Genomic DNA, 22,469 nt, shown 5'->3' on the forward strand with positions numbered 1-22,469 from the left:
TCAGTCCTCCTTCCGCTTGAGCACCGGCGTGGGCAACCGGAAGATCGACCTCACCAGGGGCGGGGCCGCGATGAGCAGCACGATGACGGACTGGACGACGAGGACGATGTCGATCGGCGTTCCCGTCTGCGACTGCATGAGGTAGCCGCCGGCCTTGAAGGCGCCGAACAGCAGACCGGCGAGGAACGTCCCCAACGGCTTCGACCGGCCCAGTAGGGCCACGGTGATGGCGTCGAATCCGATCGAGCCGCTGATGCCTCCGGTGAGCTTGAACTCGGTGCCGAGCACCTGCGCAGCTCCGCCGAGTCCGGCCAGGGCACCGGCGACGATCATGACGAGGATGGTCACCTTCGACACGGAGATGCCTGCGGTGCGGGCCGCGTGCGGGTTCGCACCGACGGCCTTGAACTCGAAGCCGATGGTCGAGCGCTCGAGCAGCCACCACACGAAGATCGCGGCGAGGATCGCCAGCACGAATCCGAAGTGGAGACGGAACGGCGCCGGCAGCAGCAGGAACATCTGCGCGGAATCGTCGACGACGCGCGACTGCGGGTTCGCCGAGGTGGTGTGGGTGAACCAGTTCTGCTTGAGCAGGTATCCGAGCGCATAGCCGGCGATCGAGTTGAGCATGATCGTCACGATCACCTCGTTGGCCCCGGTGCGTGCCTTGAGGACACCGGCGATGCCGGCCCAGATCGCTCCGCCGATGATGCCGCCGAGAGCGGCCACGAGCATGTGGACGACCGGGGGCAGCGGCAGCGCGTAGCCGAGGAAGCCGGCGATGGTCGCGCCGAGGATGACCTGGCCCTGTCCGCCGATGTTGAACAGTCCGCAGCGGAAGGCCAGGGCGATGCCGAGGCCGGTGAGGATGAGCGGGGTGCCCGAGACCATCGATTCGGTCAGCGGGCGGATCGCGCGCTCGGTCGTGCGTGCGTCCCAGTCGAAGACGGCACCGCGGAACAGTGCCGAATACGCTTCACCGACGGTGGAGAAGAGGGTGGCGAAGAAGTCGCCGGGAGCGGCGAAGAAGTTCTCCGCGGCCGCAACGACCTCCGTGTTCGACACGGCGATGAGAATACCGCCGAGCAGCAGTGCGAGCACGATCGCCAGCAGCGAGACGAGCCAGGACCCGGAGAGGATCTCCTGCAGCAGGTTCTGCTCCTTGCCGTCCTCGGCCTCGACCTCCGGCGGTGGTGCCGGTGATGGTGCCGCCGGTGAGGTATCAGTCGTCATTCGGTCTCCTCCGCCGAGGTGGTGGCTGAGTCGTCGTCGGCAGCCGGTGCCGCTGTGGCGGCTGGCTGCGTTTTCTCGGTGGCGTCGGTCGTCGAGTCCGCGGTCGCGGCCAGTGCCTCGTCGGCCGGGACGCCGGCCATCATCAGACCGAGCGCCTCCCGCGAGGTCTCGGGCCCGACGATGCCGACGATGCGGCCGGAGTACATCACGGCGATGCGGTCGGCCAGCCCGTAGACCTCGTCGAGTTCGGTCGAGACGATGATGCAGGGAGTGCCGGCGTCGCGTTCGGCGATGACGCGCTTGTGCACGAATTCGATCGATCCGACGTCGAGGCCGCGAGTGGGCTGGCTGGCGATGAACAGGCGCAGCTCACGGCCGAGCTCGCGGGAGAGCACGACCTTCTGCTGGTTGCCGCCCGACAGTGTCGAGATCGGGTCGACGACGCTGCCGAGGCGGATGTCGAACTCGTCGACCTTGCTTCTGGCCTCGGCGGTGATGACCTTGGGTCTGAGGTTGAGGCCTTTGGCGTAGGGCTGGCGGTCGTAGACGTCGAGGATCATGTTCTCGCGGATCGCGAATTCGGCGATGATCCCGTCGGTCGAGCGATCCTCGGGGACGAAGCCGATACCCGCGCCGAGGCGGTCCTTGACGGATTCGCCGACGAGGTTCTTCCCGTCGAGGGTGATCGTTCCCAGGCGGGGTTCGGTCAGCCCGATGATCGTCTCGGCGAGTTCGGTCTGTCCGTTGCCCTGGACACCGGCGACGGCGAGGATCTCGCCGCGGCGGACATCGAAGGAGACATCGTCGACGACGACGTTCTCGGCTTTGTCGACGACGGTGAGCCCGCGGACCTGGAAGGTCGCGTCACCGGGGTCGGCGTCGTCCTTCTCCGTCGTCAGCGACACGGCACGGCCGACCATCTGGCTGGCCAGTTCGGTCTCGGTCGAGTCCGGGGAGGCCTCGCCGACGATCTTGCCGCGCCGGATGACGGTGATCGAGTCGGCGATCGCGCGGACCTCACGCAGCTTGTGGGTGATGAAGACGATCGAGGTGCCCTGCTCCTTGAGCTGGCGCATGATCGAGATCAGTTCGTCTGTCTCCTGCGGGGTGAGCACGGCGGTGGGCTCGTCGAGGATGAGGATCTCGGCATCGCGGGACAGGGCTTTGATGATCTCGACCCGCTGCTGGGCTCCGACGGGCAGATCCTCGATGAGGGCATCGGGATCGATATTGAAGTTGAAGCGCGAGGAGATCTCGATGACCCGCTTGCGCGCCTCTTTGATGTCGAGGAGGCCCAGGTTCTTCGTCGGCTCGTAGCCGAGCGCCACGGATTCGGCGACGGTGAACACGGGCACGAGCATGAAATGCTGGTGGACCATGCCGATGCCGGCGGCCACGGCGTCTCCGGGGCCGGCGAACTTCACCGGCTCGTCGTCGATGAGGATCTCTCCCCCATCGGCGTCGTAGAGTCCGTAGAGGACGTTCATCATGGTGGACTTGCCGGCGCCGTTCTCACCCAACAGGGCGTGGATCTCGCCCGGTTCGATGGTGAGATCGATGTGGTCATTGGCCACGAACGATCCGAACACCTTGGTCATCCCGCGAAGCTCGAGTTTCACTGCTCCCGGTTCTCCTCACAAACTTGAAGACTGCAGGGCCGAAGATCTCCGGCCCTGCAGTCTAACCGATGACCTTATTTCGGCGTGCTCTCCGACTCGACGGTCAGTGAGCCGTCGATGATCTGCTTCTTGAGATCCTCGACCTTCTTCTTCACGTCTTCGGGAACCTCGTCGTCGAAGTCGTGGTACGGGGCCAGTCCCACACCTTCGTTCTCGAGGGTGCCGATGTAGGGCTCGTTCGTGAACTTGTCCTCGCTGCCTTCCTTGATGGTGTCCTCGACCGCGTTCGCGATCTCCTTGACCACCGAGGTGAGGATGATGTCGCCGTATTCGGTCGACTCGTAGCCGTCGGAGTCGACCCAGATGAGCTTCGTGTCTCCGGCGTCCTTCGCGGCCGCGGCGGCACCGAGGCCGACGGGACCGGCGACGGGCATGATGACGTCGGCGCCCTGGGAGATGAGCTGCTTGGTCAGCTCCTGACCCTGGCCCTGGTTCTCGAAGTCACCGGAGAACGAGCCGTCCTGCTTGTCCTTGTTCCAGCCCAGCAGCTTGACGTCCTTCTTGTTGTCCTCGTTGAACTTGTCCACGCCATCGGCGAAGCCGTCCATGAAGATCGTCACCGACGGGATCTGGATGCCGCCGAAGGTGCCGACCTTGCCGGACTCCGACGAGGCCGCGGCGACATAACCGGCGAGGTAGGCGGCCTCGGCGGTGTTGAAGACGACGGGCTTGGCGTTGTCGACGGTCACGGGCTTGCCGTCGGCATCGGAGAACGTGGAGTCGATGAGCGCAAAGTTGAGGTCCGGGTTCGCTTCGGCGGCTTCCTGGATCGTGTCCTCGAGGAGGAATCCGACGCCGAAGGTGAGGTTGCAGCCGGCCTGAACCATGTTGTCGACGTTCGGCTTGAAGTCCGCATCGCCCTGCGACTCCGCGTCCTTCTCTTCGATGCCGAGGTTCTTCTTCGCGTTCTCCATCCCCTGCTTACCGGACTGGTTGAACGACTGATCGTCCCAACCGCCGGAGTCGGAGACCATGCAGGCGAGGTAGTCTTCGGCGGAGTCTCCGCCCCCTCCCGAGCCACAGGCCGAGAGAACCAGGGCAGATGCGGCGATCATCGACACCGCGGATGCGAGCTTCTTCACGTTTTCTCTTTCCTCTTACCGACAGCGGACACGGTCGAGGCCCCTATCTGCCCCTGCCGAAGATGTGAAACCACTGGACGATCTGTCATATTTTGGTGAGTTTCGGTCAGTCTAATGCACTTCCGAGTCCTCGGAAGCTCCGCTAGCAGGTCAATCACGGACACCGATACGAAAACGCAATAAACCGTCACGGCGGGGGCTCGTCCGTCCGAAATGCGAACGCTGACCAGGCCATCTTTGAGACGCGAACGACCTGAGCCAGGTCGGGCTGCGAGCACGGACGTCCACGGACGGCGAGCGCATCCGCGTGAAGGGCTCAGCGTCCGAGTGAACTAGGCTTGAGGGCGTTATGGCACATCTCCTCGGGGCCGAAGCCCTGCACCTCGAATACCCCACTCGCGTCGTCTTCGACTCCGTGACACTCGGCGTCGAGACCGGCGACATGATCGGCATCGTCGGCCGCAACGGCGACGGCAAGTCGAGCCTGCTCGGCATGCTCGCCGGCACGGTCGAACCCGACTCCGGTCGCGTCACCTACCGCGGCGGGCTGCGTCTGGGCATGCTCGGCCAAAGCGATGACCTCGATGACGCGGCGAGCGTCGGCTACTCGGTTGTCGGGGACGCCGCCGATCACGAGTGGGCCGCTGACCCACGTGCCCGCGACATCATCTCCGGCCTCATCTCCGACCTCGACTGGGATGCTCCGGTCTCCAGCCTCTCCGGCGGTCAGCGTCGCCGAGTGGCCCTGGCGGCCCTGCTCATCGGCGACTGGGATCTGCTCATCCTCGACGAGCCGACGAACCACCTCGACGTCGACGGCATCGCCTGGCTGGCTGAGCACATGCGCCGGCGGTGGCCGAAGAACTCCGGCGCACTGCTCCTGGTCACCCACGACCGCTGGTTCCTCGACGAGGTGTGCACGAAGACCTGGGAGGTCCACGACCGCATCGTCGAACCCTTCGAAGGCGGGTATGCCGCCTATGTCCTCCAACGCGTCGAACGTGACCGGATCGCCGCGGCCACCGAGGCCAAGCGTCAGAATCTCATGCGCAAGGAGCTCGCCTGGCTGCGCCGTGGTGCCCCGGCGAGGACGTCGAAGCCGAAGTTCCGCATCGAGGCTGCCAACGAGCTCATCGCCGATGTGCCCGAGGTGCGCAATCCCATCGAGCTGAAGAAGATGGCCACCGCCCGGCTGGGCAAGGACGTCGTCGACCTGCTCGACGTGTCCAAGCACTTCGGGGACACCACGATCCTCGACGATGTCACCTGGCGCATCGGCCCCGGCGAGCGCACGGGCATCCTCGGTCCCAACGGTGCAGGCAAGTCGACCCTGCTCGGACTCGTCGCCGGCACCCTCGACCCTGATTCCGGACGGGTCAAGCGCGGCAAGACGGTGCAGATCGGCGTCCTCGACCAGCAGTTCAAGGACCTCGCCCGCATCGCCGAGGACCGGGTGAGGGAGGTCCTCTCCGAATCGAAGACGTCGTTCACGATCGAGGGCAAGGACTACACGCCGGCCCAGCTGCTCGAGCGGCTCGGCTTCGCCAAGGAGCACCTGTCCGCTCGGGTCAAGGAACTCTCCGGTGGACAGAAGCGTCGCCTCCAGCTGCTCTTGCTGCTCATGGCCGAGCCGAACGTCATCATCCTCGACGAACCGACGAACGACGTGGATTCGGACATGCTCGCGGCGATGGAGGACCTCCTCGATTCGTGGCCGGGCACCCTCATCGTCGTCTCCCACGACCGTTACCTGCTCGAGCGCGTCACCGATCAGCAGTACGCGATCCTCGATCACGGCCTGCGCCATGTGCCCGGTGGGGTCGAGGAGTACCTGCGCCTGCGCGCCGAGGCGGCCCGCTCCGGTGGTTCCGCATCGAACCGTTCGAGTGCGGGCTCGGGTCGGAACGGGGCTTCCGCGGAAGCCGACGTGGCCGGTTCCGGTGGGGCCGCCTCGGCGAACGGGGGATCCGATGCCGGGTCCAAGCTCACCGGCGCCGAGGCACGCGCGACGAAGAAGGAACTCGCCTCGATCGAGCGGCGGATGGACAAGCTGAACACGCAGATCGCTGCCAAGCACGAGGAGATGGCCGCCCACGACCAGACGGACTTCGAAGGATTGGGTGCGCTCACCTCGGCGATCCGAGAGTCCCAGGACGAACTCGACGAACTCGAGATGCGCTGGCTCGACGCCACCGAGGCGCTGGAGGCCTGAGTCCGGACGACGAGCGGCGTGAAGGTGAGTCCGAAGCGGGAGAGAGTGGACGATGACGGATGAGGGCCGGTTCCGTGAGCTGCTTGAGGCCGAGCGGGCCGATGCGCAGTCGCTGATCAGCCGGCTGACGCGGGGCATCGATGAGGTCTCGGCCGCTCAAGAGGGCGACAACAGCGATGACGAGCACGACCCGGAGGGGGCGACGCTGGCCTTCGAACGGTCCCAGGCCGCGACCCTGCTCGAACAGTCACAGGATCGGCTCGATGAAATCGCCGAGGCTCTGACCAGGCTCGATGAGGGACGATTCGGTGTCTGCACGAGCTGCGGCACGCACATTGCACCGGCACGGTTGGAGATCCGCCCGTATGCGGCGCAGTGCGTCGACTGCGCGGCCCGCGGCTGACCCTCGGAGCGGCCGAGACACATCGCCGGGGTGGGTGCCGGGCTCGCCTGACCACCTCGGACCTTTATCGTTATCGGGCCATGTGCGGTAATGTATCGGCGTGTCAACACGGGATTATCGCATCGACCGCGCCAAGGGGATCCTCATCTTCACGGTGGTCCTCGGGCATCTGCTCGCACGGACGGGACCGTGGGAGTCTCCGATTCTCGGCGCCCCGATGTACCTCATCTACTCGTTCCACATGCCGGCCTTCGTCTTCCTCGCCGGCATCACGGCGAAGTCCAACCGACTCGCAGAGCGGGTGCTGACCTACTTCGTCCTGCTGGCCACGGTGCTGCCGCTGATGTGGGTGTGGATGTGGGCATTCGGGCTCAATCCCGACTACGAATTCCTCCGGCCGTTCTGGTACACGTGGTTCCTGCTCTCCATGGCGTGGTGGATGATCACGGTCCCCTTCATCGAACGCTTCCCGCGCACGATGCTCGTCGCCTCACTCGTCGTCGGGCTCTTCGGCGGAATGCTGCCGATCCTCGACACCGAACTCTCCGCGGCGCGGACGATGGCGTTCTGGCCCTTCTTCGTCATCGGCAAGCTCTACGGCAAGCAGATCATCGGCTGGGCAGGCAGCCTCGCGATCTGGCAGAAGCTCGGCTTCAGCATCGCGGCCCTCGGGGTCGTCGCATACTTCTACCACGACCAGGTCGATTACAACTGGCTCTACGGCAGCCTCAACTTCGCGCATTTCAAAGTCGGCGTGCCCGAAGGTGTGGGTCTGCGACTCATCATGGACATCGGCGCACTCCTCATGACATTGGCGCTCCTGTCGTGGCTGAGCAATACGAAGGACACGCTTGCCAAGATCGGCAGGAACAGCCTGGCCGTCTATGTTCTCCACGGCTTCGTCGTCCGCGGCCTGCAGCCGGTCCTCGACGACAGCCGCAATGTGCTCCATGACGCCATCGTCCTGCTCATCTGCGTGGCGCTTGCTGTGGTGTGGACGGGGCTGCTGTCCTGGTCGCCGTTCGAGCGGGCTCTGCGCTGGTGGACCTCGACCATCACGGGCCTCCTCCTCAAGCCGTTCCCGTTCCTGCGGCGAGAATCCAGTGGTTCGGGCGGACGCAGCGCGGAGGGTTCGGGCGCAAGAAGTGCGACTGCGGGCGGCGCGGTCGCGGGCGGCGTGCAGTCCTATTCGAATGACGGCTATGCGCACCCTGGTGACGCATACGCCGAGGGCGACGGCCCGAGCCGACTCGGCTTCGGGGTCCAGCCGCTGCCTGGTGCCGGCTATGACCACTCCGCCGGCTACGAGCAGACCATCGGCCAGCCCTCCGGCCATGGTCAGTCCGCCGGCTGCGGCCAGCCTTCCGTCGACGACCATCAGCCGATTCAGCCGGGCTTCACCTCCCCTGCCCAAGTCGAGCAGTATCCGCTGCCGGGCACACATCAGGTACCGCAGAACAACGCCACATACGAGACCACTCAGGAGGTGCCCGCCGACGCCGCACAGCGTGCCGTGCGGTACCGCCGCCTGCCGGTCTATCTGAGCACCCCGCCCGACGACGAACGCTGACTCGCCCTCTCAAGGCTGTGACGTCGGAATATGTCATTGTGACGGACATCGCCGCAGCGATTGATGGTGTGATTCTGTGGTCTGGGTCGCCACCCGGACATGGACGATCCCCCACCATCGAATCGGAGAGCACCCATGACCGCGACAAACGCACTGACCCAACGCCTCGACGCGGGCCCCGTGATCTGCGCCGAAGGCTTCCTCTTCGAGCTCGAGAAGCGCGGCTACCTCTCGGCCGGCGAATTCGTCCCCGAGGTGGCCCTCGAGTTCCCCGATGCTCTGCGCAGCCTCCACGTCGACTTCCAGCGCGCCGGCTCGGACATCGTCGAGGCCTTCACCTACAACGGTCACCGCGAGAAGATGCGCGTCATCGGCAAGGAAGACCTCCTCGAGCCGCTCAACCGCTCGGCCCTGCAGATCGCCCGGTCCGTTGCGGACGGCAAGCCCGGGAACTTCATGGCCGGTAACATCTCGAACTCGAACATCTGGGACCCCGCCGACGAGGCCAAGCAGAACGAGGTCCGCTCGATGTTCGCCGAAATGGTCGGCTGGGCCGTCGAGGAAGGTGCCGACCTCATCATCGGCGAAACCTTCTATTTCGCCGGTGAGGCCATCGCCGCCGCCGAGATCGCCAAGGCCAGCGGCCTGCCCGTCGTCCTCACCCTCGCACCGATGGCGTTCCAGGAGATGGCCGACGGAGTCGGGATCGTCGAGACCGCGCAGAAGCTCGAGCAGCTCGGCGTCGACGTCGTCGGACTCAACTGCTTCCGCGGGCCCGCGACGATGCTCCCGTGGCTGAAGCAGATCCGTGAGGCCGTGTCCTGTCACGTCGGCGCCCTGCCGATCCCCTACCGCACCACAGCCGACGAGCCGACGTTCTTCAACCTCTCCGATCCCCGCGCCGAGGTGGCCTCCCCGCACGGACGCACGTTCCCGACCGCGCTCGATCCGCTGCAGACCAACCGCTACGAGATCGGCGCGTTCGCCAAGGAAGCCTACGGACTCGGCGTCAACTACATCGGCGTGTGCTGCGGGGCGACCCCGATGCACATCCGTGAGGTCGCCGAAGCCGTCGGCCTGACCACCGACGCCAGCCGGTTCTCCGAGAACATGCGCAACCACTTCATGTACGGCGACAACGAACGTCTCGCCGAGAACGTCGTCGCCCTCGGCGACACCGCCTGAGGCTGGGCGACACCGCCTCGCAGCGCAGCATCCCTCACCGGCAGCTGCTCTACATACACTCAGCGCCATAACCTCTCGTTGGAACGGGAGGTTATGGCGCTGAGTGTGTGTGTTGCGGTTACCTGTAGGACGTGACGCGGGCGACGACGCCCGCGGCAGGCGGTGTTGTCGACTGCGAACGTCGCCGACGCTCAGCCCTGGGGCGTCACGCCGATCGAGTCGAGGGCGGCTTCGAGGCGGGCGACCGTGCCGTCGATGTCACCGAGCTTGTCGAGACCGAACAGGCCGATGCGGAAGGACGAGAAGTCCTCGGGTTCATCGCACTGCAGCGGCACTCCCGCAGCGATCTGGACCCCGACTTCCTTGAAGTCGGCTCCGGTGGCCAGCTTCGGGTTGTCGGTGTGGACGACGACCACGCTCGGCGAGGCGAACTCGTCCGAGGCCACCGAGGGCAGACCGCGATCGGCGAAGACCCGCCGCACGCGTTCTCCGAGCTCACGCTGCGCCGATTCGAGTTTGTCGAAGCCGCGCTCCTCGGTCTCGCGCATGAGTTCGACATTGTGCGTGAGCGCATCGGTCGGCATCGTCGCGTGGTACGGGGTCCGCCCCTCCTCGTAGTCGTCGGCGATCGACAGCCACTTCTTCAGGTCCATCGCGAAGCTCGTCGACGTCGATGCTTCGACCGCGGCCCGACCGGCCGAGCTCAGCATGACGTAGCCGGCGCAAGGCGAACCGCTCCAGCCCTTCTGCGGAGCGGAGATGAGCACATCGACGCCGAGGTCGGTCATCGACGCCCACATCGCACCCGAGGCGATGCAGTCGAGGACGAAGAGGCCACCGACCGAATGCACGGCCTCGGCGACGGCCCGGACGTAGTCATCGGGCAGCAGCATCCCCGAGGCGGTCTCGACGTGGGGAGCGAATACGACGTCGGGCTTCTCGGCCTCGATGGCGGCGACCACCTCGGCGACGGGGGCCGGTGACCATGCCGACTGGTGCTCGGAGCTGTCGGCCGAGGCCTTGAGCACGGTCGTCTCCGACGCGATGGCTCCCGCGTCGAGGATCTGCGACCAGCGGAAGGAGAACAGACCGTTGCGCACGATGAGCGCCTTCTTGCCGGTGGCGAGCTGGCGGGCCACCGATTCCATCGCGTAGCTGCCGCCGCCGGGGACGATGGCCACGGACTCGGCGTCGTAGGCCGAGCGCAGGATCCTGGTGATGTCCTGCATCACGGACACGAACCTCTTCGACATGTGGTTGAGCGAGCGGTCGGTGAAGACCACCGAGTATTCGAGCAGGCCGTCTGGGTCAACATCTTCGTGTGGCAAAGTCATGGTTCTAACATAGCCACTCATTCGGCATTCCGGCCACCGGCGTCGCGGCATGAGACCGAATCGACCGTCGCCGAGGCGGCCCGACGCCGGTCTCGCCCCTGACCGGGGCGACCCGGACGCTCACATCCCCGTCGCCGAGGCGGCTGACCGTTCAGATTTCGACTTCGCTGCGATCCCCCGACCACAGAGTATGGAAGACTCCCGGACGGTCCTTGCGCGCATACGTGTGAGAGCCGAAGCGGTCCCGCTGCGCCTGGATCAGCGCCGCACTGCCGGCCTCGGTACGCAGCCCGTCGTAGTAGGCCAGGGTCGAGGTGAGCCCGGGCACCGGAATCCCGCGGCCGATCGCACGGATCACAGTCGAGCGCAGAGCATCCTGACACCGTCCGGCGACGTCGCGGACATAGCCATCGGCGAGCAGGGTCGCAGCCCGGGCCTCGGTGCCGTAGGCGTCGACGATGCGATCGAGCAGGCGCGCCCGGATGATGCACCCGGCCCGCCAGATGGAGGCGAGCTCGCCGAGGTCGACCTCCCACCCGTGTTCGTCCGCACCGGCCGAGATCTCGTGGAAGCCCTGCACGTAGGCCATCACCTTGCCCAACAGCAGGGCCCGTCCGATCTCGTCGATGCGTGCCGCACGCTCGTCACCGTCCGGAACAGTCGTCACAGCGACAGTGCCGCCGTCGGCGGGGACGGCGTCAGTATGGGGGCGCGGCCCCTCGAGCCGCCTGCCTTCGGCGCGCAGATCGGCCGCGGATGACAGAGAACGGGAGAAGACCGCCTCGGCGATGGTCGGCACCGGAACCCCGAGGTCGAGGCCCGCCTGCGCTGTCCACGCACCGGTGCCCTTGGCCTTCGCCGCGTCGGCGACAATGTCGACGAACGGCCGCCCCGAGGCGGCGTCGACGTGGGCCAGCACATCGGCGGTGATCTCGACGAGGTAGGACTCGAGCTCGGTGTCGTTCCAGCGCGCAAACACCTCGGCGATCTCCGTCGGGGCCATCCCGAGACCGTCACGCAGGAGGGTGAACGCTTCGGCGATGAGCTGCATATCGGCGTATTCGATGCCGTTGTGGACCATCTTGACGAAGTGGCCGGCCCCATCGGTGCCGATATGGGCGACGCAGGCCGCACCAGGGTCGGCGGCCGCACCGGAAACGGCGGGCGATTCGGAATCGGCCACCGCATCGGAATCGTCGGCCGACGCTGACTCCGCCCTGGCCGCGATGGGTTCGAGGAGCGGACGCAGACGCTCCCACGCCGCGGCCGATCCGCCGACCATGAGCGAGGGGCCGAGCAGGGCACCGACCTCTCCCCCGGAGATGCCGACGCCGGCGAACTCGATACTCGTGTCCTCCAACCGCCTGCCGCGGGCGATGGTGTCCTGGAAGTGCGAATTGCCACCGTCGACGATGATGTCACCGGGGGCGAACACCTCGGTGAGGTCGGCGATCGCCGAATCAGTGGCCTGTCCGGCATTGACCATGAGGATGGCCACGCGCGGGCCGGCGAGCTTGTCGGCAAGGTCGGCCGGACTCGAGGCGACGATGAACTCAGCCTCGGGGAAGTCCGTTGCCACCGACTGCGCTCGGGCGAGGTCGCGGTCGTAGATCGCCACCCTGTGGCCCGAGGACCGAGCGAGGTTGCGCGCCAGGTTCGACCCCATCACACCGGTTCCGATCACCGCGACGTCGGCCTTCATCTGCATTCCCCTTTCCTGGGAGCGGCGCTGTTGACAGTCACTCGCCACCAGCACTACGGTGCAATAAATCTGTTTTAATAAGCGATTATAGGTTTTTCCTCATATTTTATCGAGAGGTTTCGGACATGGGTCAACGCCCTTCCTCTTCGCCGCTCGTCATCATGGGTGTCTCGGGAACCGGCAAGACCGTCCTCGGCGCACAGGTGGCGCAGGCTCTCGAGCGCCCGTTCGTCGATGCCGATGATCTCCACTCGGCGGCCAACAAGGCCAAGATGGCTTCGGGGACACCGCTCGACGACGACGATCGCGCCCCCTGGCTCGATTCCGTGGCCGCCGAAGCCGGGCGTGAGCCGGCACCCGTCATCGCCTGCTCGGCGCTCAAACGCTCCTACCGCGACCTGCTGCGCAAGGCAGCGCCCGACCTCGTCTTCATCCACCTCGATGGTCCCCGAGATGTCATCGCCGACCATCTCGCCCGCCGCGACCACGAGTTCATGTCCCCGGACCTGCTCGACTCACAGCTGGCCACGCTCGAACCCCTCGCGGTCGAGGAGGCCCACGCCGTCGTCGATGTCGATCAGACGATCCCGGCGGTCCTCGACGCCGTCCTCGTTGCGCTCGACCGTCTCGATCGCACCGGTTCAGCCGGCAGCACCGACGGTCTGTGATCATGATTCTCAACCACACCGCCCACCCGTCCGCCTGACCTCAAGGAAGAGGAACAATGACCGATCTCGACTTGGCCTGGACCCTGTCCTCCCCGGCGCTCCTCGGACTCGCCGCCGTGGCCATCGCCCTGCTGCTCCTGCTCATCATCAAGGCGCGGCTGCACGCCTTCATCGCCCTCGTCATCGTCAGCGTGCTCACTGCCCTGGCCGCAGGCATCCGCCCCGGCGACCTCATCGATGTCCTCTATGACGGCTTCGGCTCCACCCTTGCCAGCGTCGCGCTGCTCGTCGGACTCGGCGCGATGCTCGGGCGCATGCTCGAACTCTCCGGCGGCGCCGAGGTGCTCACCGACTCCCTCATCCGAGTCTTCGGTGAGAAGCGCGCACCGCTGGCACTCGGAGTGACGTCCCTGCTCTTCGGGTTCCCCATCTTCTTCGACGCCGGCCTCGTCGTCATGCTGCCGATCATCTTCACGATCGCGCGCCGCCTCGGCGGTTCCCTGCTCCTCTACGCGATGCCCGCGGCGATGGCGTTCTCCGCGATGCACATCTTCGTGCCCCCGCACCCCGGCCCCGTCGCCGCGTCCGGTCTGCTCGGGGCGAACGTCGGACTCGTCCTCATCTGCGGGCTCATCATCGCGATCCCCTCCTGGTACCTCGCCGGCTACCTCTTCGGACTCATCATCGGCCGGCGCATCGACGTCGCCGTGCCCGACGTCCTCTCGGGCGGGAAGCACGATGCCTTCGCCGAGTTCTCCTCCAAGCCGAAGCTCGGCCACGTCATCGTCCTGCTCGCCCTTCCGCTGATCCTCATCTTCCTCAACACCGGGCTCAACTTTGCCGGGGAGGCCGGCTGGGTCGACACCGAGTCCACGCTCGTCGCGTCCCTGCGCCTGCTCGGAGAGACCCCGATCGCGCTGCTGATCACCGTCGTCATGGCCATGTGGCTGCTCGGCTGGCGACAGAACAAGGGGCCCAGCCTCGTCGAGACCGTCGTCGACTCAGCCCTCGGACCGGTCTGCTCGATCATCCTCATCACCGGCGCCGGCGGCATGTTCGGCGGTGTCCTGCGCGCCAGCGGCATCGGCGACTCCCTGGCCGAATCGCTCGCCTCGTTCGGTCTGCCGGTCATCGTCGCCGGCTTCGTCATCGCCGCGATCGTGCGCATCGCCCAGGGTTCGGCCACAGTGGCGCTGACCACGGCGGCCGCGCTCGTGCAGCCGATCGTCGTGGGCAACCCGGATTTCTCGAGCCTGCAGGTCGTCGCCATCGTGCTTTCGCTGGCCGCCGGTTCGGTCTTCGCCAGCCATGTCAACGATTCCGGCTTCTGGCTGGTCTCTCGCTTCTTCGGCATGGACACGAAGACGACGCTGAAGACATGGACCGTCGCCGAAACGCTGCTCGGCACCGTCGGATTCCTGTTCAGCCTCGCCCTCTACGGGATCGTCAGCCTGTTCTGATCGGGTTCGTCAGCCCGTACTGAGGTCCGAGTCCCGATTCGGACGGCTTCAGCGGCCGGGGTGACGGGGTTCGTCGGCCCAGACGCTGCCCATCTCGTCGTCGGCTTTGGCGACGATCTTCGCCATCGCCTCTCGCGCCCGGCCCGGCTCCTGTCGGCCGATGGAGTCGGCGACGTCGAAGTGCCACTGCAGGGCATCGGGGTGCGGGAACTGCGGCATGAGTCCGGCTCCGGTGCGTCCGGCGAGGATCTCGCCGATGACCGTGTCGAAGGCTGCGAAGAGCTCATTGCCACCGGCGCCCAGTACCGCGCGGTGGAAGGCGACATCGGCATCGAGGAATGCCTCGACATCTCCCTGCCGACCGCTCGAGCGCATCCGCGCAGCCAGGGTCATGATCTCCTCGGCGACCTCGGCCGTGGCATGCCGTGCTGCCAGCGCCGCCGCCTCGGGTTCGATGGCCACGCGCAGTTCGGTCAGCGATCGCAGCTGCCCAGCCGGAGCCTCAGTCATCCGCCACCTGATGACGAGCGGGTCGAGCAGCGTCCATTCACGCATCGCGAGCACGACGAGTCCGACCCGTTTGACCGGCCGCAGCATGCCGAGTGATTCGAGGACGCGGACGACTTCGCGCACGACGGACAACGACACGTCGTAGCGGGCCCGCAGATCCTCGGCCTTGACGATCGTCCCCGCAGCCAGTCGACCGGCCACGATGTCCTGCCCGACCTGGTCTCGCAGGTGCTCGTGAAGATTGCGGGGACTGCGCGTCACGATCCCGCCACCACGTGCGCGCCGGGGGCCGGGCCGGTCGTGCGCAGGGCCTCGTTGACTCCGCGCGTGGCCTGGAGCAGCACCGCGAGGTCGAGGGCATGGTGGGCATCGCGGGCGAGGAATCCGATCGTCGGCCCCGATCCGCTGAGCAGGGGCAGCAGGGCACCGGCGTCGCACCCGGCCTCCATCACCTCGGCGATCTCGGGCATGCAGGCCACGGCTGCCTCGGTGAGGTCGTTGGCCGCGTTGGCCGCGAGCGCCTCCGGCTCGCCGGCGGCGAGCGCCGTGAGCACCTCGTCAGGGACGACGGCCTGGACCGGGGTGGGGTGGAGTTCGTCGAAGCGGGCGTAGACATCGGGGGTCGGCAACGGACTCGCCGAGGTGGCCATCACCCAGTGGAAGGTCCCGCGGGTGAGGACGGGGCTGAGTCTCTCCCCGCGCCCATGGCCGATGGCCGTGCCCCCGCGCAGGAGGAAGGCGACATCCGCACCGACGGCCACGGCCGCCTCGTGGAGGACGTCGTCATCGACTCCCCCGATGAGGTGGGCGGCGCCGACGAGCGCGGCGGCCGCGTCCGCCGATCCCCCGCCCATTCCACCGGCCACCGGCACCTGTTTGTCGATGACGATGTCGAGGTCGCGCAGCACGTCGACGTCCCGGCCGTCCTCGAGGGCGGCGATGAGGGTGTCGACGGCGCGCCGGGCGAGGTTCGACTCATCGCTGGGAACCGCGGCATCCGCGTAACGACCCTGGACGATGATCGACCGCGTCCCACCGGGAATGAGGGTCAGCGTCTCGCCGAGGTTGAGCGCCTGAAACACGGTCGCGAGCTCGTGATACCCGTCATCAGCGGCGCCGCCCACACCGAGGTGGACGTTGATCTTCCCCGGTGCCCACACCTTCACCGGGGCGGGGTCCGTCGAAATCGGGTGCAGCCGCGTCGTCATGTCGAGGGTCTCTCGGCGGGGTCAGCGACGGCTGCGAGGCGTTCGAAGTCGGCGACGCCGAGCGCTTCGCCGCGGGTCTTCGGGTCGATGCCGGCGGCGGTGAGCAGCTCCTCGGCCCGCTGCGCACTCCCGGCCCACCCGGACAGGGCTGCCCGCAGGGTCTTGCGGCGCTGGGCGAAGGCGGCATCGATGAGGGTGAAGAGGCGTCGGCGGATTGCCGGGTCACGGTCGGTGCGAGTGACGTCGATGCGGACGAGACCGGAGTCGATGTTCGGAGCCGGCCAGAACACGTTCTTGCCGATCCGTCCGGCCAGGCGCACATCGCCGTACCACTGGGCCTTGACGCTGGGGACGCCGTAGGTGCGGGAGCCGGGTGCGGCGGCCAGGCGCTCGGCGACCTCGAGCTGGACCATGACGAGCACGGTGGTCAGGCTCGGGAAGGTCTCGAGGAAATGCAGGAGCACGGGCACGGCCACGTTGTACGGCAGGTTCGCCACGAGGGCGTCGGGGTTGTTCGGGGCCGGCAGCTCGGTGACCCTGAGCGCATCGGCGTTGACCAGGGCGAATGGGGCTTCGGCACCGGCATACCTGTCCACGGTGCTCGGCAGCTTCTGTGCGAGCACGTCGTCGATCTCGACGGCGGTGACGCTGTGCCCGGCCTCCAGGAGGCCGAGGGTGAGCGAGCCGAGGCCCGGCCCGATCTCGACGACATTCGAAGCATCTTCGAGGCCGGCGGCGGTGACGATCGAGCGCACGGTATTGGGGTCGATGACGAAGTTCTGCCCCTTCTGCTTCGTCGGGCGCAGACCGATGTCAGCGGCAAGTTCGCGGATGTCGCGGGCGGTCAGTAACGTCACAGCCAACAACTTACAGCACTGTCCGTCTGGCACAATCACCGCGCGTCCGGCGGTTCGGCGGCAGACGGGCCGGGCCGCATCTGCGCGGACGGGCCGTCCCGCACCAGCGCACACGGACCGGCCCGCGTCCGGGCGGACAGGTCTGCGTCCGGGCGGACGGCGGGGCCGCCTCGGCGAGGTATCTGCGGCCACCCCGCGGACGATAGGGTGAAGGCTATGGATCCGCAGACTCTGACCGAACTGCTCGACGTCGCCGTGCTCGACCGGCTCGATCGCATCGACGATCTGCCCGACGACGACCTCGCCCGGTCGAAGGCGCTGCGGAAAGAAGGCTACTCCGCCGAGGTGACCGCGGCCCTGCTCACCCAGGCTCAGCTGCGGAAAGAGGCGGCCGCGAAGCTCGGCCCCTTCGCCGAGGACATGCTCTTCACTCGCGACGGGCTCGCCCAGGCCACCCGGCTTCCGGTCGCCGCCCACCACGCCCGCCGCCTCATCGGCGCGGTTCCCGACGACGAGACGTTCCGCATCGCCGACCTCGGGTGCGGTATCGGCGCGGACTCGGTCGCCTTCGCCGGAATGGGGGCCCACGTGTCTGCCGTCGACGCCGACGAGGTCACCGCCGCCATCGCCGCCTTCAACCTCCGCCATCTTCCCGATGCCGCGGTCGAGCATGCCCGCGCCGAGGACGTCGACCTCGCCGGTTTCGACGCTCTCTGGTTCGATCCGGCCCGCCGCACGATCGGCAAGGCCGACAAGCGCGGATCGACAGCACGCATCACCGACCCCGAGGCCTTCTCCCCCTCCCTGTCCTGGGTCGTCGACCAGGCGATGCAGGCGAAGGCCGCCGGTGTGAAGCTCGGCCCGGCCCTCGACCACGACCTCATCCCCGCCGAAGCCGAAGCCCAATGGGTCTCCCACCACGGCGAAGTCGTCGAGGTCTGCCTCTACTTCGGCACCGCCCGGCAGCGTCCAGGCCGCAGCGCGCTGATCATGGGCGAGCGCACCCTCCTCGTCCACGAGGACGATCTGCCCGAAACGGATGAAGAGGGCATCGGAGAACTCGGCCGGTACCTGCTCGAACCCGATGGAGCGATCGTGCGCGCCGGCCTCATCACGGCCCTGTGCGCACCCCTGCAGGCCCGCCGGCTCAATCCGACGATCGCGTATCTGACCACCGACGTCGAACCGAGCGGACCCGCCGCCGCCGGAGTCACCGCCTACGAGATCGTCGACATCCTGCCCGCGAAGATCCCGAGCCTGCGCAAGGAACTCGTCTCCCGCGGCATCGGCTCGGTCGTGATCAAGAAGCGCGGCGCCGACATCGTGCCCGACCAGGTGCGCCGCCAACTCAAGCTGCCCAAAGGAGACAAGGCGACACTCGTGTTCACCCGCCTCGGCGACAAGCACGTCGTCCTGCTCACGCACCCGCAGAAGGAGACACCATGACCCGCTCCGACGTCCTCATCACCGCCGATGAGCTGCTGAGCCGACTGACATCGACACCCCCGCCGAGGCTGCTCGACGTCCGCTGGACCCTGACCAAACCCGATGGCCGGGACGACTTCGCCGCCGGGCACATCCCCGGCGCGATCTACGTCGACCTCGACACTGAGCTCGCCGACCACGACAGCACCGATGCCACCGCTGGCCGGCACCCGCTGCCGAGCCCCGAGGCGTTCGAGAACACGGTGCGCACGTGGGGCATCGACACCGACACCGAGGTCGTGGTCTATGACGACAATTCCTCGCTCGGCGCGGCTCGCGCCTGGTGGCTGCTGCGATGGGCCGGGCTGAACGCGCGCGTTCTCGACGGCGGACTCGCCGCCTACCGGGAGGCCGGCGGTGAGCTCGAGACAGGCGACTCTCGTGCGGTGGAGCCGAGTTCGGTGGAGATCTCCCCCGGCTCCCTGCCCGTCATCGACGCCGACGATGCCGCGGCGTGGAACGGCGTGCTGCTCGATGCCCGTGCCGGTGAGCGCTTCCGCGGGGAGACCGAACCGCTGGACCCGCAGGCCGGGCACATCCCCGGGGCGAAGAACGCCCCGGCCACCGCCAACGTCCCCGCGGGGGCGTTCCTGCCCGAGGCGCTGCTGCGTGAACGTTTCGCCGACCTCGGCGCCCTCGATGGACCTGTCGGCGTCTACTGCGGCTCCGGCGTCACCGCCTGCCACAACGCCTTGGCCTTGGCGAGCCTCGGAATCGAGGCGAGTCTCTACCCGGCCAGCTGGTCCGGATGGTCGGCCGACCCGGATCGCCCCGTCGAGACCGGGGCCTGAAACCGAGAATTGCTTCTTGCCGCGCGCGGGCCACTCCTGTGTGTTGTCTCGAGGTCTCCCGCTCTGTTCTCGGGACAATGCCGGTGAGTTCAGGACGATTCGTGCGGGAATTCGGCCGGTTTCACCGCACAGATCGTCCGGAACTCGGCCGCTCGCCATACGCCCAGCGCGCTTCGAGGAGTACGAATCCACGCTCCGCGAATGTCACGAAACGTTATTCAGGGCAAGAAGTACGCGCCGAATCATTTGCCCGGCTCGGCTCAAACCATAACCCTCTCACCACTGATTATGTCGCAATTAACCCTCTGACCTGGACTGATACCGAAAACCGGCGTCGGCAATCCTTTTGTAACAATAACGTGACAGAAGATCACAACTTCGTTACAGTGGTGGCTATCGTTCAAGTCAGACAGGCAATGAGAGGAAACCGTGGCACCTAAGCAACACGGCCGCCGCGCCGCCGCTACCAAGGCCAAGACACCGCTGACCGAGCTGAGCGAACTGCTCGCTGCGAACTCCGGAGCATTCGGCCGCCGGGCTGCAGTGGTGGCCGCCAGCGGCGGTCTGCTCACCGCAGCAGTCCTGCCCGCAGCAGGGCAGGGAACCGACGACGAGGCTTCGGTATCCGCCGAGACCGAGAAGCAAGCGCCGGTCGAGTTCAGGAATCAGACACCGACCATCGACGCCGGCAGCGAATCGAAGTCCGGCGATCACGGCGCTGCGGTCACCGTCGACGCCGGCACCGTCACCGCCGAGGCTGCCCCCAAGCCGAAGCCCAAACCCAAGCCGAAGCCCGACCCAGAGCCGACGACCACTGCCGCCCCGGCGCCCGCAGAGGATTCGTCCGACGAGCCGAAGGAGACGACCGCTCCCAAGAAGTCATCCGACGATGACGCTCCCTCGGATTCAGGCAAGGACAAGAGCAAGGACGACGGGGCGGACTCCGGCTCCGGGGATGTCAAGGTTCCGGACGGGTCGAAGGCCGAGCAGGTCATCGCCATCGCGAAGCAGTACGTCGGCACTCCATACGTCTCCGGCGGAACCTCGCCCAGCGGATGGGACTGCTCCGGTTACACCTCGTACGTCTACGGCAAGGTCGGCGTGAATCTGCCGCGCACGTCTTCGGCGCAGAAGGGCGCCGGGCAGACCGTCTCGGCCTCCGAGGCGAAGGCGGGCGACATCATCTGGTCACCGGGACATGTCGGCATCTACGCAGGCGACGGCATGATGTACGACGCCGGGAACTCACGCGTAGACACCAGCTACCGCAGCGTCGATTGGATGACAGCGCAGGGCGCCCAGTTCATCCGCGTCCTCTGATCTGTTTCCACCAGAGCCCCTCGTCGGCACTCTCACCGGCGAGGGGTTTTCTCTGCTCACCCGCAGTCGGGTGCCGCGTCGCTTCCCTCGTACTCAGCGGGCAGTTTGCCCGAAGCCTTGAGGTCGCCCTTGAGCCATTTCGCCACGGCTTTCAACGCGTAGGGGTTCGAATCATAGGCGGTCACCGCCGACTTCGCCGAGGTGCTGCGCATCGTCCATGGGGCCGCGGTGCCGACGGCAACATCGGCTGAGGTCGACGGACTCAGGCTCACCGAAGTTCCGCCCGATCCGACGCTCAGTCCGACGTCCTCGGCCGCCTTCGTCAGTTCGGCCTTCTCCTTGTCGCTGCCTCCGACGATCGAGAGCGAGTCCGTACCGTCGAAGGAGCATTCGCCCTTGAGCACGGTCAGGGACTTCTCGGCCACCTCGGTGAGGGTCTTCTTCCCGTCGGAACCGTTCCCGGACTCTCCCGAGTCCTCCGCCTTCACGCTCTTCTGCGCTTCCGCGGTGGCCAGCTGCATGGCGACGACGCGTTCGGACTTCTCCTCGAGGTCCTTCTTCTTCAGCGTCCCATCACCCATGGCTGTGACGATCGCCTTCTGCGCGGCACCCGAGTCCGGTGGCATGAGCGCGAGGTCCGCGCCGGCGGCGAGCGCCTTGACGGTCTCCCCGCCCTTGAGATTCTGCGGCACGGCCTTCATGTTCAGAGCGTCGGTGATGATGACGCCGTCGAAGTCGAGTTTGTCCCGCAGCGCCGAATACGCCTTCTTATTGAGTGTGGCCGGGGTGGTCTTCGCATCGGGCAGGCCGATGTGGCCCATCATCACCATCGGCACGTCGGCCTCGACCGCGGATTTGAACGGCAGAAGGTCCGTGTCCTCGAGCTCGTCGATCGATTTCTCCGACACGGGCAGGCTCTCATGCGAATCCACGCCGAGGCGGCCGTGGCCGGGGAAATGCTTCGCCGAGCTGCCGACCCCGCCGGCCTTGTACCCGGTGACCGCATCGGCCACGACGTCGGCGGCGTCCTTGTGGTCGGTGCCGGCCGAGCGGACGTTGATCGCCTTGTCCTTCGGCCCCACGGTGACATCGGAGTCCGGGGCGAAGTCGATGGTGAAGCCGAGGTCGGTGAGGTTCTGCCCCTGCACCGTCGTCGCTTCGGTGATGAGATCGGAGTCATCGGTCGCGGCCAGCCCCATGAGTGGTGGGAACGGCAGTGCCGCCGAACTCAGCCGGGACACCGGGCCGCCCTCCTGGTCGACGCCGATCGACACCGGCTGACCCTTCGTGCGCGCACCCTTGAGCGCTTTCGTCAGCCCCGTGACCTGGTCACTCGTCGGATTCTCAGACAGGTTGTACCCCATGACGATGACTCCGCCGAGGTGGTTCTGCTTGATCATGTCCACCGGAGTCTGCGTGTCGGTGCCGTTCCACGTGCCGACGATGAGGGAGCCGGCGAGTTCGTCATCGGAGAAGCCGTCGACGATTTCGGCGGCTTCATCTTCGTAATCGGACGGATCGATGTCGGCAGGGTCCTGCTGCGGAGTCTGCTCGGTCTGCGCCTCTGCCTGCTGGCCGGATCCGTTCGGGGACTTCTCCCCGTCGGGCGCGGATGTCGAACCGGAACAGCCGGCGAGCGCGAGAGTCGTGGTCAGGGCCAGAATGCTCAGGCGAGAACGCAACATGCCTCCATGCTAGACGCTGACCCTGACTCGGCGCCCATTGAACTGCTCACCAGGACGAGCCCACAACCCGACAGTGCCGACCTGC

Annotated in this window: 18 protein-coding genes; 9 read left to right on the forward strand and 9 right to left on the reverse strand. The window is 66.9% G+C overall.

Translation table 11 applies throughout. The features are described 5' to 3' along the window. The 3 genes from J9314_RS13675 to J9314_RS13685 form a co-directional block, all read right to left on the reverse strand. Complete coding sequence (locus J9314_RS13675) at positions 1-1,233, reverse strand: ABC transporter permease (protein ID WP_210602919.1); 1,233 nt, start codon at positions 1,231-1,233, stop codon at positions 1-3. Beyond that, positions 1,230-2,852 (reverse strand): ABC transporter ATP-binding protein, encoded by a 1,623-nt coding sequence (locus J9314_RS13680; protein ID WP_210602920.1) that lies wholly within the window; start codon positions 2,850-2,852, stop codon positions 1,230-1,232. The genes J9314_RS13675 and J9314_RS13680 overlap by 4 nt, the downstream gene beginning before the upstream one ends. A 74-nt stretch (positions 2,853-2,926) precedes the next feature. Next, the gene (locus J9314_RS13685) at positions 2,927-3,994 is read right to left on the reverse strand and encodes a BMP family lipoprotein (RefSeq protein WP_246490393.1); all 1,068 of its coding nucleotides are present in this window, start codon (positions 3,992-3,994) and stop codon (positions 2,927-2,929) included. Between the two features lie 349 nt (positions 3,995-4,343). Here J9314_RS13685 and J9314_RS13690 point away from each other — a divergent pair, with 349 nt between their 5' ends. From J9314_RS13690 to J9314_RS13705, 4 genes are all read left to right on the forward strand, one after another. After that, complete coding sequence (locus J9314_RS13690; protein ID WP_210602921.1) at positions 4,344-6,206, forward strand: ABC-F family ATP-binding cassette domain-containing protein; 1,863 nt, start codon at positions 4,344-4,346, stop codon at positions 6,204-6,206. 52 nt (positions 6,207-6,258) lie between these two features. Then, entirely contained in the window at positions 6,259-6,609 is a 351-nt protein-coding gene (locus J9314_RS13695; protein WP_210602922.1) for a TraR/DksA family transcriptional regulator, read from the forward strand. 100 nt (positions 6,610-6,709) lie between these two features. After that, positions 6,710-8,179, forward strand: coding sequence for an acyltransferase family protein (locus J9314_RS13700; protein WP_210602923.1), 1,470 nt, complete (start codon positions 6,710-6,712; stop codon positions 8,177-8,179). 135 nt (positions 8,180-8,314) lie between these two features. After that, complete coding sequence (locus J9314_RS13705; RefSeq protein WP_210602924.1) at positions 8,315-9,364, forward strand: homocysteine S-methyltransferase family protein; 1,050 nt, start codon at positions 8,315-8,317, stop codon at positions 9,362-9,364. Positions 9,365-9,555: 191 nt separating this feature from the next. Here J9314_RS13705 and J9314_RS13710 read toward each other — a convergent pair whose 3' ends face one another. Beyond that, complete coding sequence (locus J9314_RS13710) at positions 9,556-10,698, reverse strand: alanine--glyoxylate aminotransferase family protein (protein WP_210602925.1); 1,143 nt, start codon at positions 10,696-10,698, stop codon at positions 9,556-9,558. 151 nt (positions 10,699-10,849) lie between these two features. After that, entirely contained in the window at positions 10,850-12,400 is a 1,551-nt protein-coding gene (gene gndA / locus J9314_RS13715; RefSeq protein ID WP_210605683.1) for an NADP-dependent phosphogluconate dehydrogenase, read from the reverse strand. Positions 12,401-12,525: 125 nt separating this feature from the next. Between gndA and J9314_RS13720 the strand changes: the two genes are divergently transcribed. Then, positions 12,526-13,068: a gluconokinase gene (locus J9314_RS13720; RefSeq protein ID WP_210602926.1), complete on the forward strand. Its 543-nt coding sequence runs from the start codon at positions 12,526-12,528 to the stop codon at positions 13,066-13,068. A gap of 56 nt (positions 13,069-13,124) precedes the next feature. Next, positions 13,125-14,528, forward strand: a complete 1,404-nt coding sequence (locus tag J9314_RS13725; protein ID WP_210602927.1) for a GntP family permease — start codon at positions 13,125-13,127, stop codon at positions 14,526-14,528. Between the two features lie 48 nt (positions 14,529-14,576). Here J9314_RS13725 and J9314_RS13730 read toward each other — a convergent pair whose 3' ends face one another. Genes J9314_RS13730 through rsmA form a run of 3 tightly spaced genes read right to left on the reverse strand, consistent with a single transcriptional unit; the run spans position 14,577 to position 17,103 of the window. Then, a complete protein-coding gene (locus J9314_RS13730) occupies positions 14,577-15,299 on the reverse strand; it encodes a FadR/GntR family transcriptional regulator (RefSeq protein ID WP_246490394.1) in 723 nt (240 codons plus the stop codon). Next, positions 15,296-16,246, reverse strand: coding sequence for a 4-(cytidine 5'-diphospho)-2-C-methyl-D-erythritol kinase (locus J9314_RS13735; protein ID WP_210602928.1), 951 nt, complete (start codon positions 16,244-16,246; stop codon positions 15,296-15,298). Before J9314_RS13735 ends, J9314_RS13730 begins: the two co-directional genes overlap by 4 nt. Beyond that, positions 16,243-17,103, reverse strand: a complete 861-nt coding sequence (gene rsmA / locus J9314_RS13740) for a 16S rRNA (adenine(1518)-N(6)/adenine(1519)-N(6))-dimethyltransferase RsmA (RefSeq protein ID WP_210602929.1) — start codon at positions 17,101-17,103, stop codon at positions 16,243-16,245. The genes J9314_RS13735 and rsmA overlap by 4 nt, the downstream gene beginning before the upstream one ends. 216 nt (positions 17,104-17,319) lie before the next feature. Here rsmA and J9314_RS13745 point away from each other — a divergent pair, with 216 nt between their 5' ends. The 3 genes from J9314_RS13745 to J9314_RS13755 all read left to right on the forward strand — a co-directional run bounded on the left by J9314_RS13745 (position 17,320) and on the right by J9314_RS13755 (position 20,699). Further along, on the forward strand, positions 17,320-18,549 hold the full coding sequence (locus J9314_RS13745) for a class I SAM-dependent methyltransferase (protein WP_210602930.1): 1,230 nt from the start codon (positions 17,320-17,322) through the stop codon (positions 18,547-18,549). Then, positions 18,546-19,379 (forward strand): sulfurtransferase, encoded by an 834-nt coding sequence (locus J9314_RS13750; protein WP_210602931.1) that lies wholly within the window; start codon positions 18,546-18,548, stop codon positions 19,377-19,379. Before J9314_RS13745 ends, J9314_RS13750 begins: the two co-directional genes overlap by 4 nt. Before the next feature lie 429 nt (positions 19,380-19,808). Then, positions 19,809-20,699: a C40 family peptidase gene (locus J9314_RS13755; protein WP_210602932.1), complete on the forward strand. Its 891-nt coding sequence runs from the start codon at positions 19,809-19,811 to the stop codon at positions 20,697-20,699. A gap of 56 nt (positions 20,700-20,755) precedes the next feature. Here J9314_RS13755 and J9314_RS13760 read toward each other — a convergent pair whose 3' ends face one another. Next, positions 20,756-22,384: a glycoside hydrolase family 3 N-terminal domain-containing protein gene (locus J9314_RS13760; protein WP_246490395.1), complete on the reverse strand. Its 1,629-nt coding sequence runs from the start codon at positions 22,382-22,384 to the stop codon at positions 20,756-20,758. Positions 22,385-22,469: the final 85 nt, after the last annotated feature.

Source organism: Brevibacterium oceani, from assembly GCF_017948325.1.
Classification (GTDB): Bacteria; Actinomycetota; Actinomycetes; order Actinomycetales; family Brevibacteriaceae; genus Brevibacterium; species Brevibacterium oceani.